At 70.4% G+C, this 15,346-nt stretch carries 16 protein-coding genes; 7 read left to right on the top strand and 9 right to left on the bottom strand.

Annotated elements, in window-relative coordinates:
• Nucleotide 1: 1 nt before the first annotated feature.
• The 5 genes from ACO0E1_RS03825 to ACO0E1_RS03805 form a co-directional block, all read right to left on the bottom strand.
• Nucleotides 2-892: a carbohydrate ABC transporter permease gene (locus ACO0E1_RS03825; RefSeq protein WP_281267261.1), complete on the bottom strand. Its 891-nt coding sequence runs from the start codon at nucleotides 890-892 to the stop codon at nucleotides 2-4.
• A 25-nt stretch (nucleotides 893-917) separates the two neighbouring features.
• The gene (locus ACO0E1_RS03820; protein ID WP_422872974.1) at nucleotides 918-1,961 is read right to left on the bottom strand and encodes a carbohydrate ABC transporter permease; all 1,044 of its coding nucleotides are present in this window, start codon (nucleotides 1,959-1,961) and stop codon (nucleotides 918-920) included.
• A complete protein-coding gene (locus ACO0E1_RS03815; protein WP_422872973.1) occupies nucleotides 1,961-3,307 on the bottom strand; it encodes an extracellular solute-binding protein in 1,347 nt (448 codons plus the stop codon). Before ACO0E1_RS03815 ends, ACO0E1_RS03820 begins: the two co-directional genes overlap by 1 nt.
• A gap of 144 nt (nucleotides 3,308-3,451) precedes the next feature.
• Nucleotides 3,452-4,693 carry an ROK family transcriptional regulator gene (locus ACO0E1_RS03810; RefSeq protein ID WP_422872972.1) on the bottom strand — a complete coding sequence of 414 codons (1,242 nt, stop codon included), beginning with the start codon at nucleotides 4,691-4,693 and terminating at the stop codon, nucleotides 3,452-3,454.
• Between the two features lie 216 nt (nucleotides 4,694-4,909).
• The gene (locus ACO0E1_RS03805; RefSeq protein WP_422872971.1) at nucleotides 4,910-5,959 is read right to left on the bottom strand and encodes a zinc-binding dehydrogenase; all 1,050 of its coding nucleotides are present in this window, start codon (nucleotides 5,957-5,959) and stop codon (nucleotides 4,910-4,912) included.
• A gap of 79 nt (nucleotides 5,960-6,038) precedes the next feature.
• On the opposite strand from ACO0E1_RS03805, the gene ACO0E1_RS03800 reads away from it, so the two are divergent.
• Together ACO0E1_RS03800 and ACO0E1_RS03795 are read left to right on the top strand one after the other, a co-directional pair.
• The gene (locus ACO0E1_RS03800) at nucleotides 6,039-6,953 is read left to right on the top strand and encodes a DUF3097 domain-containing protein (protein ID WP_422872970.1); all 915 of its coding nucleotides are present in this window, start codon (nucleotides 6,039-6,041) and stop codon (nucleotides 6,951-6,953) included.
• Between the two features lie 36 nt (nucleotides 6,954-6,989).
• Nucleotides 6,990-7,640 (top strand): spermidine/putrescine ABC transporter substrate-binding protein, encoded by a 651-nt coding sequence (locus ACO0E1_RS03795; protein ID WP_422872969.1) that lies wholly within the window; start codon nucleotides 6,990-6,992, stop codon nucleotides 7,638-7,640.
• A 113-nt stretch (nucleotides 7,641-7,753) separates the two neighbouring features.
• On the opposite strand, the gene ACO0E1_RS03790 is transcribed toward ACO0E1_RS03795, so the two are convergent.
• Nucleotides 7,754-8,590: an SDR family oxidoreductase gene (locus tag ACO0E1_RS03790; protein ID WP_422872968.1), complete on the bottom strand. Its 837-nt coding sequence runs from the start codon at nucleotides 8,588-8,590 to the stop codon at nucleotides 7,754-7,756.
• 80 nt (nucleotides 8,591-8,670) lie between these two features.
• Here ACO0E1_RS03790 and ACO0E1_RS03785 point away from each other — a divergent pair, with 80 nt between their 5' ends.
• Nucleotides 8,671-9,345 carry a TetR/AcrR family transcriptional regulator gene (locus ACO0E1_RS03785; RefSeq protein WP_422872967.1) on the top strand — a complete coding sequence of 225 codons (675 nt, stop codon included), beginning with the start codon at nucleotides 8,671-8,673 and terminating at the stop codon, nucleotides 9,343-9,345.
• Nucleotides 9,346-9,376: 31 nt separating this feature from the next.
• Here the strand turns inward: ACO0E1_RS03785 and ACO0E1_RS03780 are convergent, their stop codons facing one another.
• A complete protein-coding gene (locus tag ACO0E1_RS03780; protein ID WP_422872966.1) occupies nucleotides 9,377-9,856 on the bottom strand; it encodes a DUF3054 domain-containing protein in 480 nt (159 codons plus the stop codon).
• 120 nt (nucleotides 9,857-9,976) lie between these two features.
• Between ACO0E1_RS03780 and ACO0E1_RS03775 the strand changes: the two genes are divergently transcribed.
• Nucleotides 9,977-11,548 carry an inositol monophosphatase family protein gene (locus ACO0E1_RS03775; protein WP_422872965.1) on the top strand — a complete coding sequence of 524 codons (1,572 nt, stop codon included), beginning with the start codon at nucleotides 9,977-9,979 and terminating at the stop codon, nucleotides 11,546-11,548.
• Nucleotides 11,549-11,688: 140 nt separating this feature from the next.
• On the opposite strand, the gene ACO0E1_RS03770 is transcribed toward ACO0E1_RS03775, so the two are convergent.
• Both ACO0E1_RS03770 and ACO0E1_RS03765 read right to left on the bottom strand, forming a co-directional pair.
• The gene (locus ACO0E1_RS03770) at nucleotides 11,689-12,093 is read right to left on the bottom strand and encodes a VOC family protein (protein ID WP_422872964.1); all 405 of its coding nucleotides are present in this window, start codon (nucleotides 12,091-12,093) and stop codon (nucleotides 11,689-11,691) included.
• A gap of 10 nt (nucleotides 12,094-12,103) precedes the next feature.
• Nucleotides 12,104-12,532, bottom strand: a complete 429-nt coding sequence (locus ACO0E1_RS03765; RefSeq protein WP_422872963.1) for a helix-turn-helix transcriptional regulator — start codon at nucleotides 12,530-12,532, stop codon at nucleotides 12,104-12,106.
• A gap of 115 nt (nucleotides 12,533-12,647) precedes the next feature.
• Between ACO0E1_RS03765 and ACO0E1_RS03760 the strand changes: the two genes are divergently transcribed.
• From ACO0E1_RS03760 to ACO0E1_RS03750, 3 genes are read left to right on the top strand one after another with little or no spacing between them, the layout of a single operon-like run.
• Entirely contained in the window at nucleotides 12,648-13,400 is a 753-nt protein-coding gene (locus tag ACO0E1_RS03760; RefSeq protein ID WP_422872962.1) for a hypothetical protein, read from the top strand.
• A 60-nt stretch (nucleotides 13,401-13,460) separates the two neighbouring features.
• The gene (locus ACO0E1_RS03755) at nucleotides 13,461-14,462 is read left to right on the top strand and encodes an ATP-binding cassette domain-containing protein (protein ID WP_422872961.1); all 1,002 of its coding nucleotides are present in this window, start codon (nucleotides 13,461-13,463) and stop codon (nucleotides 14,460-14,462) included.
• Complete coding sequence (locus ACO0E1_RS03750; RefSeq protein WP_281267281.1) at nucleotides 14,459-15,307, top strand: ABC transporter permease; 849 nt, start codon at nucleotides 14,459-14,461, stop codon at nucleotides 15,305-15,307. The genes ACO0E1_RS03755 and ACO0E1_RS03750 overlap by 4 nt, the downstream gene beginning before the upstream one ends.
• Nucleotides 15,308-15,346 lie beyond the last annotated feature (39 nt).

Here is a 15,346-nt window from a genome sequence, read left to right as displayed (position 1 = left end):
GCTATCCCTTCACGCCGGTGAGCGCGATGCCCTCGACGAATGCCTTCTGTGCGAAGAAGAAGATGACGACGACGGGGACCATGACGACGACGGTCATCGCCATCGTCATCGACCAGTCGGTGCCGTGTTGGCCGCGGAACGTCGCGAGTCCGTAGGCGACCGGCCAGGCGGCCTGGTTCTCGGACGCGTAGAGGAGCGGGCCGTAGTAGTCGTTCCACGAGTTGAAGAACATGAAGATCGCCGCCGACGCGATGCCGGGCCTGGCCATCGGGACGACGACCCGCATCAGGACGCCCCACTCGCTGCAGCCGTCCATGCGCGCGGCGTCCCCGTACTCCTTCGGGATCGTCATGAAGAACTGCCGGAGCAGGAAGATGCTGAACGCGTCGCCGAGCAGGTTCGGCAGGATCAGCGGCCAGAGCGTGCCGGTCAGGTGCAGGTGCGACCACATCACGTAGACCGGCACGGCGGTGACCTGCGGGGGCAGGAGCATCGCCACGATGATCACCGTGAAGATCAGGTTCGCGCCCTTGAACTTGATCTGCGCGAGCGCGTAGGCGGCCGGCACCGAGCTCAGGAGCATGAACGCGGTGGCGAGCACGGCGTAGAGCGCGGAGTTCCCGAACCACTGGGCGAGCGGCAGTTCGCTGAAGACCCTGGCGTAGTTCGAGAAGTCGAACGGTTTCGGGATGATCGACGCCGTCAGCGCCTGGTTGCTCGACATCAGCGAGGTCAGGACGACGAAGACGATCGGGGCGAGGGTCAGGACACCGAGCGCGACGAGTGCGGCGTGCTCGGCGATCCAGAGCAGCAGGCTTCGACGGGGCTTGCCCGTGCGGGGCGCCGCGCCACGGGGTGCCCGGGCGAGCGGGGACTGGGAGACGGCGGTCATCAGGACTCCTCGGGACGGGCAGTGCTCATTGGTCGGCCTCCGGCCGGAATACAGGAATTCGTCGCATGGTGAACACGAGCACGATCGCGGTGACCACGAACAGCACGACGGCCATCGCGGACGCGTACCCGAACTGGAAGTTCGCGAACCCGTGCTGGTAGAGCAGCTCGGTGTAGGTCAGCAGCGAGGTGCCCGGGTACCCGAGCTGCGCCGCTGTGCCACCGCCGATCGTCGCCTTGCCCGACGCCACCCCGGATGCGACCGCCGCCTCGGTGAAGTACTGCAGGGCCGCGATCACCCCCGTCACGGCGGCGAACCCGATCACCGGGGCGATCGTCGGCAGCGTGATGTGCCGCACCTGCTGGACGCCGTTCGCCCCGTCGAGCGACGCGGCCTCGTACAGGTCGCGCGGCACGTCGAGGAGCGACGCCAGGAAGATGATCATGATGTCGCCCATCACCCAGACGCCCATGATCACGAGCGACGGCTTCGACCACGCCGGGTCGTTGAACCACAGCGGCCCGTCGATCCCGAAGACCTTCAGGATCTGGTTGACGGGGCCCGTGCCCGGGTTGAAGAGGAACACGAAGGCCACGACGCTCGCGACCGGCGGGACCAGCGCGGGCAGGTAGAACAGCGTGCGCCAGAACCCGGTCGCGGTCTTCGCGCGACTGAGGAGGCCCGCCACGAGCAGGCCGCAGACGATCCGGACCGGCACAAGGATGACGACGAACCACGCGGTGTTGACGACGGCCGGCCAGATCTGCGGGTCCTGCGTGAACAGGAACCGGTAGTTCAGCAGGCCGACGAACTGGGGTTCCTGCAGCTGGTTGTAGCGCGTGAACGAGTAGAAGACGCTCGCGACGAGCGGGTAGGCGAAGAAGACCACGAGGCCCAGAAGGGCCGGGGCGAGCATCGTCAGCGCGACGAGCCGACGGCGCGACTCGGCGGAGCGGCGCCGGCGTGGCGGAGCCGTGGGGGGCAGTGGACCCGACCCCGTCGGGCCCGCGGGGCGGGAGGCCCGGCCGAGCCGAGCCTCCCGTCCGGCGGTCTTGGTGGTGGTGCTCATCACGGACCAGCCAGCTGGTTGGCGTTGTCGATGTCGGAGTCCAGCTTCTTCAGCTTGGCGTCGAGGTCGCCGCCGTTCTCCTGGTACGCCTGCCAGAACTTCGTGAAGGTGCCGATGTAAGCGGCACCGTCGGCGGTGCCGGGCGAGGTCATCGTGTCCTTGTTGCCCGCGACGTCGACGAACGTCTTGTAGTTCTCGTCGACCTCGAGCTTCGGGGACTGCAACGCCGAGGTGAGCGTCGGGATGTTCTTCAGGCCGTTGCCCATCGTGACCTGCGCGTCGGTGTTCGTCGACAGGTACTTCAGCAGTGCCCAGGAGAGCTCCGGGTTCTTCGAGCCCTTCGCGATGCCCGCGACGTTGCCCGCGATGTACGTCGAGCCGTAGTTCCCGACGCCGTCCATCACCGGGGTCGGCGCGGTGCCGTAGTCGAGGTCCGGCTTCTGGTCCTTGATGAACGCCGTGCGGTACTCGCCGTCGATCTGCATCGCGACCTGGCCGGTCTGGAACGCGTTGTCGGCGGCGAACTCCTGGCCGAGGCCCGACGTGAAGGCCTTGAGCTTGTCGTAGCCGATCTCGTCGACGAAGTCCTTCTGCCACTGGATGAGCTTCTTCCAGTTCGCGGAGGTGCCGATCTCGCTGTTGCCCTTGCTGTCCAGCCACGTGCCGTCGATCATCGGCGCCCAGTGCTCCGGGGAGTTCTCGTAGAAGTCGATGAGCGGGTTGAAGCCGAGCTGCTTGATCGAGCCGTCCGCGTTGTACGTCGTCATCTTGAGCGCGTCGGCCTTGAGCTCGTCGAGCGTCTTCGGCGGGGTCGTGATGCCGGCGGCGGCCATCGCGGGCTTGTTGTACATCAGGGCACTGACGTCGGCCAGGGCGGGCAGCGTGCACCGCGTGCCCTTGTACTCGGTGTACGAGCGCACGGCCTTCGGGATGTCGGACAGGTCCACCTTGTCGCGCTTGATGTACGGCGACAGGTCGCGGAAGGCGCCCGAGGAGCAGAAGCTGCCGACGATCGCCGTCGAGTACGACAGGCCCACGTCGATGTTCTGGCCGGACGAGATCGCCTTCTGCAGCTTCTCGTCGTCCTGACCGGCGTGGATGTCGACCGTGACGCCGGGGTTCGCCTTCTCGAAGCCGGCGACGGCGCTCTTCACGACACCGGCTTCGCGACCCGTGAAGAAGTGCCACAGGGACACGGTGCCCTTGAGCTCCTTCGGGGCGGTCTTGTCGATCGAGGACGCGCTGCTGCCGGAGCTGCAGCCGGCGACGACGAGTGCGCCGGTGGTCGCGACCGCGGTCGCGGTGAGGATGCGGCGGATGACCCGCCGGTTCGGTGAGTGGGACACTGCGGAACTCGCTCTCTGCTCTCGCCTCGGCGGTCCGGTCGGCGTCACACGGGTGTGTGGTGCCGGATCCGGGCGCGCCGAAGAGCCCTCGGACAGGGCTGGTGATGTGGTGCCTCGAGTGGTGCGGGTGGGTGGTGGTGCGGTTCAGGCGCGCTCGGCGGTGGCCGTCTCGGCCGCATCGTCGCTGATGCGTTCGAGTCGGTCGCCGAGCGCGGTGCGCACGACGTCGATGAGGACGTGTCGTGCGCCGTGCAGGACGGGGGTGTCGGGGACGCCCGGTGCCACCACGGCGGTGGACCAGCGGGTGCGGGTCCTGAGCCAGGCGGTCACGGCGGCGGCCAGTGCGGGACCGCCCGCGATCCCGGTCGGGCCGTGCAGGACGACCGTCTCGGGATCGGCGACGGCGAGGGCGGGGAGCACGTTGTGCCCGACGCGCTCGCCGAGGGCGGTCGTGAACGGGTGCTGCTCGGGGAGCCCCGGCAGCTGCGGGAGCACCTGGCGCCAGTCGGCAGCACTGCCGTCCGGCGCCGTGATCCCGTGTTCGGCGGCGAGGGCGATGATCGCGGACTCGGAGATGAGGTCCGCGACGATCGTCGCCGTCGGGTCGAGGGGGAGTGCGTCGGCGGGCACGCTCAGGTAGCCGAGCTCGCCCGCGGCTCCGGACGCACCGGTGTGCAGGCGGCCGTCGAGGTCGAGGGCCATGCCGAGGCCCTCCGCCATCCAGAACAGCGCGAAGCTCTCCGGGGTGCGGCCGGCGCCCATGTTCCGCTCGGCGATGGCGGCGAGGTTCGCGTCGTTCTCGACGAGCACCTGCACGCCGAGCTGCTTCGACAGGGTCTCGGAGACCTGCTCGCGGGGCCACCCGGGCAGGCCGTCGGTGAAGATGAGGGTGTCGGTGGCGTGGTCGACGGAGGCCTGCACACCGACCGCGACGGCGGTGACGAGGTCGGGGTCCACACCGGCTGCTGCTGCGGCACGACCGACGGCTGCGGCGACGATGTCCTCGCCGGGCTCCTGCATCTCGGTCTCGGACATCCGGTGCTCGGCGACGGGGTAGGTGCGGCCGGTGGCGTCGACAACGGTCGATCGGACGTCGATGAGCTGCACGTCCACCGCGACGGCGAGGTCCCGGTCGGTGATCGCCTGGTAGACGACGGCGCTCGGGCCACGACGGCCGGCCTGCGACTCGGTGCCGGCTTCCCGGATGAGGCCTGCTGCCTCGAGTCGACGGATGATCTCGGCCGCGGTGGGCTTGCTGAGCCCGGTGCGCTGGGCGATCTCGTTCCGGGTCATCGGGCCGTCGTCGAGGAGCAGCGCGAGGGCGGCGCGGTCGTTCAACACGCGCAGCAGTGCCGGCTGCCCTGGAGTGCGTCCGCGTGTGCTCATGTCGAGGACAGTAACGGACAACCTTCTTTACTGAAAGGTTTGTTTACCGATTCGAAACACGCGTTCTGCTCTCGGAAACACGGGCGGGGCTGTGGGTCATTTCGCGCGTAGGAAGCCGAATCGCGCGTAGGAGGTCCGGTTTTCCGGCCTTCTACGCGCGATTCGGCTTCCCAATGCGGCTGCGATGGGCCCGATCGCCGCCCCCCGCACGACCGCCTACGGGCGCAGCAGCACCTTGATCGCGCGACGCTCGTCCATCGCTGCGTACGCCTCGGCGGCCTCGTCGAGGGGGAGCTCCAGGTCGAACACGCGACCCGGGTCGATCGCACCCGACAGCACGTCGGGCAGCAGCTCGGGGATGTAGGTGCGGGCAGGAGCCATGCCGCCGCCGATCGTGATGTTCGTGTCGAACAGGTAGCGCATCCCGATCGTCGGCACCCCGTGCGGCACCCCGACGAAGCCGAGGTTCCCGCCGGCCCGCACGACGTGCAGGGCCTGGTCCATGCTCTCCTCGGTACCGACGGCCTCGACCGCGCAGTCCGCCAGGTCGCCGTCGAGCAGGTCCTTCACGGCCTGCACGCCTTCGTCACCGCGGGTGTCGACGATGTCCGTCGCCCCGAACTCCCGCGCGAGCGCCTGGCGGTCGGCGTGCCGGCTCATCGCGATGATGCGCTCCGCCCCGAGGCGCTTCGCCGCGAGCACGGCGCAGAGCCCGACCGCGCCGTCACCGACCACGACGACGGTCTTGCCCGGGCCGACCCCTGCCGAGACCGCCGCGTGGTGCCCGGTCGAGAAGACGTCGGACAGGGTCAGCAGCGACGGGTACAGCGCCGGGTCGACCGGACCGGGGACCACCACGAGTGTCGCCGACGCGTCGGGCACGCGCACGTACTCCGCCTGCGCGCCGCCGACCGGGTCGCCGTACGCGTCCTTGCCACCGAAGCCGGAGAGGTGCTCGCAGCCCGTCGTCATGCCGTTGCGGCACGCCTGGCAGGTGCCGTCGTTCATCGTGAAGGGGGAGATGACCAAGTCACCGACCGTGAGTCCGGTCACCTCGCTGCCGACCGCGGTGACCTCGCCGATCATCTCGTGGCCGATCGGGTGCGCGTGCTTCGTCGCGGTCACGCCCCGGTACGGCCAGAGGTCCGAACCGCACACGCACGCGGCCGCGACCTTGACGACCGCGTCGCGCTGGCTGATGAGCGACGGCTGGTCGAGGTCCTCGACGCGGATGTCGCGAGGGGCGTGGATGACTGCTGCGCGCACGGATGTGCCTTCCGTCTTCGATGGTGGGAGTCGGCCCGTCGCCGTCGTCCGGAGCCGAGTCGACAGTACCCTCGTACGGGTGGACGACGACCGGTACGGCAGCGACGTGCTCTCGGGCGACTGGCGCTCGAAGGGCGTGAAGAAGGTGCGGCAGGTGCCGCTCGAACGCGACATGGTGCTCGAGGACCCCACTTCCGGCTGGGCCGGCGCCGTGGTCGGCCTCGAAGCCGGCAACATCGCGCTCGAGGACTGGAAGGGCCGCACCCGCTCGTTCCCCTTCACCGGGCAGTTCCTGCTCGAGGGGGAGCTCGTGACGCTGGGCCGCCCGCAGGCGCCGGTCGGGCGGTCTGCCGCCGCTGCACCCCCAGCCTGGAGGCCCGGGTCGTCCCCGGCGGTCCGGCACGCCTCCGACGGTGGTCGCCTCCGCACCGCGTCCGGATCGTTCGCCGTCGAGTCGCAGCGGGCGCGCGTTGCGTTGCCCTCCCGGATCATGGTCGAGGGCAAGCACGACGCGGAACTCGTGGAGAAGGTCTGGGGTGCGGACCTCCGTGTGGAGGGCGTCGTCGTCGAGTACCTGGAGGGCGTCGACAACCTCGCAGCCGTACTCGACGACTTCCGGCCGTCACGCGACCGTCGGGTGGGGGTGCTCGTCGACCACCTGGTGCCGGGGTCGAAGGAGTCCCGCTTCGCCGACGCCGTGATGCGAGGCAAGTGGGGCGCACACGTGCTCGTCGTCGGGCACCCGTTCGTCGACGTCTGGCAGTCGGTGAAGCCCGAGCGGCTGGGCCTCGAGCAGTGGCCGACCATCCCGCGGTCGATCGAGTGGAAGAAGGGCATCTGCCAGGCGCTCGGGTGGCCGCACGCCGAGCAGGCCGACATCGCCAGGGCGTGGCAGCGGATCCTCGGGCAGGTGCGGACGTTCGCCGACCTCGAGCCGCAGCTGCTCGGTCGCGTCGAGGAGTTGATCGACTTCGTGACCGAACCGATCGAGTAGTCCGCCTATCCCGGGCGTGGCGCATACCCTGGGGACATGGACGGCATCGACGGGCGCGTGCGGAACGCCGTCGACGTCTGGCTCCGCTGGCTCCCTCGATGGCAGATCGGCACCGCCCGCCCCCGCACCCGCATCTGCCGCAAGTGCACCGGGTCGCCCATCGCCAGCGCCGCGGGCTTCGGGCCGGACGTGCCGCACCCCGTGCAGCACGCGCTGATCGGTCGGATCTCGACGATCATCGAGGACTCCGTCGACGACTACACGGCGAAGAACCTGCCGCTGCTGCAGCGGGAACTCGAACGCGCCGCCGCCCGCAAGCGCGACGCCGGGTACCAGCCGACCGAGGGGCTCTCACCCGAGTTCCAGGGGCTCGACGTCGACCCGCAGCCGCAGGAGGGTGCGCCGTTCCTCTTCACGCTCGGGGAGCTCGCCGGCACCGGGGCGTCGTCGGACGCCGCACCGCGTGAGCCCCTGTCCGACGAGGCGAAGGCGGCACTCCGGCACGAGATCGACCTCTCCGACGAATGTGCCCGGTCGACGGGGACGGCGGTGTGCCTCGCGCTCATCGACCACCGGCCACGGATCGCCGAGGCCGTCGAACGTCTGGTCGAGCCGCAGATCGAGGCGCTCGTGTCCGACATGTTCCGCGGTCTCGACGGCGACGGATCCCGCGGCGGCTTGTTCTGACCTCCCCGCGTCGCCCACGGGACGGCTGGCTCGGGTGGAGGCGTGCGGTGCTCGGCGTGATCGCGGCGCCGAACCGCGCTCACCTGAGCGCACCCGTGGTCCGGTCTCGGACCTCAGGCGAACAGGTCGACGTGGTCCTCGACCCACTGCCGGAAGGTCCGTGACGGCCTGCCCGTGATGCGTGTGTACTCGTCGGAGATCGCGGGTGCTGCACCGTCTGCGTGCCGCCAGTCCGCGATGATCTGCCGGACCCAGACATCCGGGAGGTGACGGGACAGCATCGCGGCGCTCTCGTGTTCGGTCTGCAACGGGACGGCGACAGGCGTGCCGACGACGTCGGCGATGATGTCCACCTGCTCCCGCAGTGTGAGGCGCTCGGGACCGGTGAGGACCGGGGAGCGCCCCGTGAGCTCGTCGCTGGTGAGGGCAGCGACGGCCACGTCGGCGATGTCCTGCTCGTGGACCGGGACCTGCACCGCACCGGGGTAGGGCAGGGGCACCGCTCGATCGGTGCGGATGCCCCAGCTCCATCGCGCCGCGTTGCTCGCGAAGCCGCCGGGTCGGAGGAACGTGTACCCGAGCCCGGAGTCGCGGACGGCTCGCTCCACTCGGAGGAACCGTGCGCCGTTGAAGTCGTCCGCAGCGTCTGGCGCGGTCACCGCCGACGAGGACAGCAGGACCACGTGTCGCACGCCGGCGGTCGCCCACGTCGTCAGGAGTGCGCAGGGATCGACGAGGTCCGCGTACAGGAACGCCCGGTCGACTCCCTCGAGCGCGTCCCGGAACGAAGCGGGGTCGTCGAAGTCCGCCGCGAACCGACGTACACCGTCCGGCAGCGCCAACCGCTCGGGTTTCCTGCTCGTGGCGACGGTGGCGATGCCTGCCCGTACGAGCCCTTCGACGACCGCGCCGCCCACGGCTCCGCTGGCACCTGTGACCAATACCGACATCTCGGTTCTCCTTTCACGAACAGCGTTCGCGAACAGTGTTCGTCACAAACAGCGATCGTGTCAAGTGGTACCGTCGACACATGGCCGCTGCAGCAGAACCCGTGTCGCGACGGGATCGGCCCGCGAAACCGCCGCTGACGCGCAGGTCGATCCTCGACGCCGCGACGGCCCTGATCCGGGAACGCGGGGTCGACTCGGTGTCGCTCCGCGCCGTGGCGGAGCAGGTGCAGACCGGTCCGGCGTCGCTCTACGCGTACTTCGCCAACCGCGACGTCTTCCTCGAGAACGTGCTGGACGAGGCCTACCTGCGCGTCGAACTCTCCGCGGTCCGCGATGGCGACTGGCGTGGGGCTCTCGCGTCCACCATCGCGAACACCGTCGAGGTCCTCGGCGAGTACCCGGGGCTGGGTTCGGTCGCGCTCGGGTCGATCCCGACGCTGCCCGGAGCCCTCCGGATCGCGGACCACGAACTCGACCTGATGGCGACGGGCGGGGTCGTACCGGCGCGGGCAGCCCTCGCCGTGGACGTGATCGCACAGTTCGTCGCAGCGACGGCGACCGAACGGACGATGCGGAGCGTCCCCTTCGGAGCCGAGGAACGCACGCGCCTTCACGGGATCTATCAGGCCGCCGACCCGGACCGCTTCCCGCACGTCGTCGCCGCTGCGGACGCGCTGACTGCGCCCTCGGAACGCGCCCGACGGGACTTCGCCATCGAGGTGATCATCGCCGGACTCGCCTCCACCCGTTCGTGAGCACGGCGACGGCAGCGGAGCGGAGCGGCCGTCAGGTCCCCGGCGTCACGCCGGCCGAGGGCTCCGTCGACGGGTCGTCGTTCGCCGGGTCGTCCTCGACCGCCGGCGGCGACCGGTGCTGCCGTCGCGCGACGGCGCGCAGGACACCCCGCGCGATCGCACGCCACCCGAGCAGGAACACCCCGAGCACGATCGTCGCGACGATGACGAACGAGATCGGCAGCGGGTTGCCGTCGACCACGCCCTGCCCGGTCGCGACGCGGATCGCCATGCCGACGAACACCGTGAGGATCCACGCGACGACACCGGTCGGCCAGAAGCGCAGCGGGCGGGCCCACGCACCACTCGTGACGTAGGCGATCGCCCATCCCGCGAGGAACGGGTACGCCGTGGTCCACAGCCCGACCAACGAGGACGCCTCGCCGTGGGACGACCGGCCGATCAGTGCGAACACGATGATCAGGACGACGTCGATGACGGCTGCGAGCCAGCCCCAGGTGCGATCGGTCACCGCTTCATTGTCGCAGGCACGACGTGGCACGGAGTTCACCCGCAGGGGGTGCAGCCGGCAACCTGGTGTTCAACCGGGTCGGCGACGATGCCAGACCGAGTCACCACGAGAGGCAGGGCCATGACGACGACGGACGCGACCCGGAGTCGTCCAGCCGAACCGAGCCTCCCGTCCGTCCGGACGCCGCGCCTGGTGGCGCACCGTGGCGCACCACGGGTCCGCCGCGAGAACACCCTGCCGGCCGTCGCGGTGGCCGAGGCGCTCGGCGCCGATGCGATCGAGGTGGACGTCCGGCGGACGGCGGACGGTGTCGCCGTCCTGCTGCACGACGAGACCCTCGGCCGGATGTGGGGCGACGCGCGTCGGGTGGCTGACGTGCCGTGGTGTGACGTCGCGCGGCTCGGGAACGGCCTCGACCGTATCCCGCGGCTCGACGCGGTGCTGGAACGGTTGGACGGTTGCGGGTCGTCGCTGCTGATCGACCTCACCGACGCCGAGGACGCCCGCGTCGCCGCACGCACGGTGGGCGCATCGAGCGCTGCCGTCGCCGTCGCGTGGTGCGGGGCGCCGGAGGCGATGGCAGCGGTGCGCGACGTGCTCCCGGACGCGGACGTCTGGCTGGCGTGGGCAGCGCTCGACGCGCCGACGCCGGACGACCTGGTGGCGCTCGGGCCGTCGACGCTGAACCTCGACGTCGCCTTCCTGACCCCGAGGACGATCCGGGCCGCCCACGACCTCGGGTTGCAGGTCGCGGTGTGGACCGTGGACGCACCGGAGCCGGCGATTTGGGCTGCTCGGCTCGGCGCTGACTCGGTCACCACGAACGACCTCGCCGCCGTCCGAGCAGCGCTCGCCGCGGCCGAACGGGACGGGTGGCCGGAGCCGGACCACGAGGCGACGGAGGCCGAGGTGGCTTCGCGGGCACAGGCGCTCGCGCACCGGATCGCGCACGAGGTGATCGCGTACACGCGGGAGCACCCGGTCGGCTCGGTGACGACGAAGGCGCACGAGGCCGATCTCGTCACGGACGTCGACCGGCTCGTGGAGCAGCACGTCAGGGGTCGGGTCCGTGCCGCGTTCCCCACGCACGGGTTCTCCGGCGAGGAGTACGGCGAGTCACCCGGCGACAAGCACCGCTGGTACCTCGACCCGGTCGACGGGACGACGAACCTCGCGAACGGCGTCCCGTGGACGAGCACGTCGCTGTGCCTCACCCGCAGCGGGCGTCCGCTCGTCGGTGTCGTCGCGGATCCGTGGCGGGGCGAGGTGTTCGAGGCGCGTCGGGGCCGGGGCGCCGTGATCCGCGACCGGCAGCTCCGGCTCGACGACAGCCCGAGGTCGTTGGCGGGCGCGGTCGTCGGGACCGAGCTCGACGGACACGTGCCGTGGCCGGGGTTCGGCGCGTTCCTCGACGCCCTCGCCGCGCGGTCCTGCACGCTCCGCGTCCAGGGTTCCGGCACGCTGACGATCGCGCAGGTCGCGGCGGGGCGGGGGATCGGCGGGTGCGTGTCGGCGTTCGACCCGATCGACCACGGTGCCGCCGTACTGCTCGTGCACGAGGCCGGTGGCGTCGTCATGACGGCGGACGGTCCGGTCGAGGGGTTCCCGCCGGTGGGCGCGCCGTTCCTGGTGGCGCACCCCGGTGCGGCCGACGAACTGCACGCGGTCTGGGTGGGTGCGGTGCGTCCCTGACACGGTGCTGGGCGGACTGGGCCCACGCCGCCGGTTCCTGGCTGACGCGCCAGCGGCAGACAGGCCGTGTCGGTGGGGAGAGGCTCGTGGCGGGGCCGCCACGAGCCTCCCGTCCGCCGTCGGCCAGGTTCCGGACCTGGTCAGGCCTGGGCGATCCGGACCATGTTGCCGGCCGGGTCGCGGACGGCCGCGTCGCGGACGCCCCAGAACTGGTCGGTGGGCTCCTGGAGCACCTCGGCGTCGGCGCTCGCGGTGATGCGGTCGAAGACCTCGTCGAGGTCGCTGACCCGGAGCTGGAGCATCGACAGGGCGCCCTTCGCCAGGAGTGCGGCGAGGGCGTCACCGTCCTTCTGGGAGCGGCCGGCGTGCGGCTCGGACAGGACGAGCTCGAGGTCGGGATGCGTGTCGCTGACCAGGGTCACCCAGCGGTGCCCGCCGTTCTCGACCTCGTTGCGGACGGAGAAGCCGATCGTGTCGCGGTAGAAGGCGACGGCGGCGTCGATGTCGTCGGCGAGCACGTGCACGCCGCTGATCTGGATCGTCATGCGACCGACCCTAGGCGGGCGTCCGGGCCCCCTGCTTCTCGGAAACTGCTCGGACCGGGCGCGTCACCACCATCGTGTGGCAGCTCCACATGCCGGACAGGTCCTCGTGGTCAGCGGCGCGGTACTCGGACGGGGTCATGCCGACGAGGGCGGTGAAGCGCGAGGAGAACGATCCGAGGCTCGTGCAGCCCACCGCCATGCACGCCTCGGTCACGGTCACGTCCCCGGTGCGGAGCAGCGCCTGCGCCCGTTCGATCCGCCGGGTCATGAGGTAGGCGTAGGGGGTCTCGCCGTAGGCGTCACGGAAGCGCCGGCTGAAGTGCGCGGTGGACATGTACGCCGACGCGGCGAGTGCGGGGACGTCGAGGGGCTCGGCGTACTCGCGGTCCATCCGGCTCCGCGCGCGGCGGAGTCGGCGGAGCTCGTCGAGGTCGGTCATGGTGTCATCCTCCTCGTTCACCGAACTCTGTGCGTGCACACAGTCACCGGTCGTCCGGCGTCCCTACTGTTGCACTCCACGGGCACCGTGCCCGGATCACGTTGGGAGCATCGACATGGGATTCCTCGACCGACTGCTCGGCCGCGAAGACCGATCGCAGCAGCAGGGGTGGAACGCGCAGCAGCAGGGCTGGAACGCGCAGCAGCCGCAGGGCTACCAGTACGGGCAGCAGTCGTACGACGCAGCCCCGCCGACCGGTGGCGCGCCTGGCTCCGGTCCTGGTGCTCGGACCGAGGACCAGCAGGCCGTCGAGCGCTACCGCTACCTCCTGCGCACCGCGCCGCCGGAGCGCATCGAGGAGGTGCACGCCGAGGCCTTCGAGCGGCTCACGCCCGAGCAGCGGCAGATGGTGTACGACGAGTTCACCCGCACGGCCCCGGCCGGCGACGCACCCCGTGGCAACGACCCGCGGTCGCTCGCGCAGTCGGCCACGCGATCCGAGATCCGGCAACCAGGGTTCATGGAGCGGTCGCTCGGCGGGATGGGCGGCGGTGCCTTCGGGCAGCGTCAGGGGCCGTCGTTCGGCAGCATGCTCGGTGCGTCGATCCTCGGGACCGTCGCCGGGTACGTCATCGGCTCGACGCTGATGAGCGCGTTCCTGCCCGATGCGTCCGGCTTCGACGGCGGCACCGACGCATCGGGGGATGCGGGTGACGGTGGTTCGGGGGACACTGGGGGCGACTCCGGTGACGGCGGCGCGTCCGACGGCGGCGGGTTCGACAACGCGTCGTGGGACAGCGGCTCCGACCTCGGTGGTGGCGGTGGGTTCGACGACTTCGGTGGCGACTTCGGCGGGTTCGACGTCTGACCTTCCCGCTCGATCCGGCACCGACCCACTGGACTGTTCCATGTTCGACGAGGGAGCGGCATGGCCATCATCGAAGCCTCCGGGCTGACCAAGACCTACCGATCGAAGTCCGGGCCGGTGCACGCGTTGGCCGGACTCGACCTGTCCGTGCCGCAGGGCACCGTCAAGGCGCTGCTCGGGCCGAACGGCGCCGGCAAGACCACGACGGTCAAGGTGCTCACGACGCTCATCAAGCCCGACAGCGGCACGGCGGCGATCGCCGGGGTCGACGTCGTGCGGGACCCCCAGGCGACCCGTCGGTCGATCGGGGTGTCCGGGCAGTACGCCGCGGTCGACGAGAACCTCACGGGGTTCGAGAACCTGGAGATGATCGGCCGGCTGTACCACCTCGGGGGCAAGGCGTCCCGTGCCCGAGCCCGCGAGCTCATCGACGTGTTCGACCTGTCCGAGGCGGGGGACCGTCCCGTGAAGGGCTTCTCCGGCGGCATGCGTCGGCGCATCGACCTCGCCGGAGCCCTCGTGATGAACCCGAGCGTGCTGTTCCTCGACGAACCGACGACCGGGCTCGACCCCCGCAGCCGACTGTCCCTGTGGGGCATCATCGAGCGCCTCGTCGCCGACGGAGCGACCGTGCTCCTGACGACGCAGTACCTCGAGGAAGCCGACCGGCTCGCCGACGACATCGCGGTGATCGACGACGGCAGGGTCATCGCCGAGGGCACGGCCGACCAGCTCAAGGCACAGGTCGGTGGCCACCGGGTCGTCGTCACGCTGGTCGACGAGACCGACGGCGACGCGGCGGTCACCGTGCTCCGGCGCTACGGCGTCGGTGAGGTGGAGGCATCCGGCGACGGACGCACCCACGCGATCGCGGTGGAAGCCGGGCCGACGGCGCTGCGGCGCGTGCTCGCCGACCTGGGCGAGGCCGGCATCGAACTCCACGACGCCGGCATGCGCCGCCCCACCCTCGACGACGTGTTCCTCCGCCTCACCGGGCACGCCGCGACCGAGGACGAAGCCGACGACGCACCGGCCGCCAAGCAGAAGGAGGCGGCACGATGACCGCCGTCGTCACCACGCCGGGCCGACAGCTGCCGGTCGTCGTCACCTCGCCGGTCGCGGTGTGGTTCGAGGACGGCTGGACCGTCACCAAGCGCAACCTCATCAAGATCAAGCGCTCGCCCGACATGCTCGTCTTCGCCGTCCTCCAGCCGATCATGTTCGTGCTGCTGTTCAGCCAGGTCTACGGCGGGGCGATCGCCGTGCAGGGCACCGATTACACGCAGTTCCTGATGGCGGGGATCTTCGCCCAGACCGTCGTCTTCGGCGCGACGTTCTCCGGCTCCGCGATGGCGCAGGACCTCAAGGAGGGGTTGATCGACCGCTTCAGGACGCTGCCGATGTCGTCGTCCGCGGTGCTCGTCGGGCGCACGAACAGCGACCTCGTCCTCAATACGATCTCGATGGTGATCATGATGCTCACCGGGCTGCTCGTGGGGTGGCGGGTGAACTCCTCGCCGCTGGAGTTCCTCGCCGGCGTCGCGCTGCTGCTGCTCTTCAGCTACTCGTTCAGCTGGGTGATGGCGCTGCTCGGCATGAGCGTCAAGACGCCAGAGGTGATCAACAACGCCTCGTTCATGATCCTGTTCCCGCTGACGTTCATCTCGAACGCCTTCGTGCCGAGCGACACCTTGCCGCTCGTGCTCCGGGTGTTCGCGGAGTGGAACCCGGTGTCCTCCCTCGTGCAGGCGGCCCGAGAGCTCTTCGGGAACGTCGGCTCTGCACCGGTGCCCGACATCTGGACGATGCAGCACCCGATCACCACGGTGCTCATCGGCATCGCCGTGATGCTCGTCGTGTTCGTACCGTGGGCGGTGAACAAGTACACGCGGATCAGCTCGAAGTAGCCGCGGCGGCTTACGATCGTGTCGAACCGTCGACGCGAG

Origin of the sequence: Curtobacterium guangdongense (assembly GCF_049341845.1) — a bacterium.
Classification (GTDB): Bacteria; Actinomycetota; Actinomycetes; order Actinomycetales; family Microbacteriaceae; genus Curtobacterium; species Curtobacterium guangdongense.
The sequence above is the reverse complement of the archived record's forward strand: the minus strand, read 5'-3'. Positions and strand labels throughout refer to the sequence as shown.

Bases quoted from the DNA above. Each gene is read 5' to 3' on its own strand.
- ACO0E1_RS03790 (WP_422872968.1), bottom strand. From the start codon at position 8,590: ATGTCGGTATTGGTCACAGGTGCCAGCGGAGCCGTGGGCGGCGCGGTC.
- ACO0E1_RS03820 (WP_422872974.1), bottom strand. From the start codon at position 1,961: ATGAGCACCACCACCAAGACCGCCGGACGGGAGGCTCGGCTCGGCCGG.
- ACO0E1_RS03760 (WP_422872962.1), top strand. From the start codon at position 12,648: ATGGGATTCCTCGACCGACTGCTCGGCCGCGAAGACCGATCGCAGCAG.
- ACO0E1_RS03785 (WP_422872967.1), top strand. From the start codon at position 8,671: ATGGCCGCTGCAGCAGAACCCGTGTCGCGACGGGATCGGCCCGCGAAA.
- ACO0E1_RS03755 (WP_422872961.1), top strand. From the start codon at position 13,461: ATGGCCATCATCGAAGCCTCCGGGCTGACCAAGACCTACCGATCGAAG.
- ACO0E1_RS03750 (WP_281267281.1), top strand. From the start codon at position 14,459: ATGACCGCCGTCGTCACCACGCCGGGCCGACAGCTGCCGGTCGTCGTC.
- ACO0E1_RS03810 (WP_422872972.1), bottom strand. From the start codon at position 4,693: ATGAGCACACGCGGACGCACTCCAGGGCAGCCGGCACTGCTGCGCGTG.
- ACO0E1_RS03825 (WP_281267261.1), bottom strand. From the start codon at position 892: ATGACCGCCGTCTCCCAGTCCCCGCTCGCCCGGGCACCCCGTGGCGCG.
- ACO0E1_RS03775 (WP_422872965.1), top strand. From the start codon at position 9,977: ATGACGACGACGGACGCGACCCGGAGTCGTCCAGCCGAACCGAGCCTC.
- ACO0E1_RS03770 (WP_422872964.1), bottom strand. From the start codon at position 12,093: ATGACGATCCAGATCAGCGGCGTGCACGTGCTCGCCGACGACATCGAC.
- ACO0E1_RS03795 (WP_422872969.1), top strand. From the start codon at position 6,990: ATGGACGGCATCGACGGGCGCGTGCGGAACGCCGTCGACGTCTGGCTC.
- ACO0E1_RS03765 (WP_422872963.1), bottom strand. From the start codon at position 12,532: ATGACCGACCTCGACGAGCTCCGCCGACTCCGCCGCGCGCGGAGCCGG.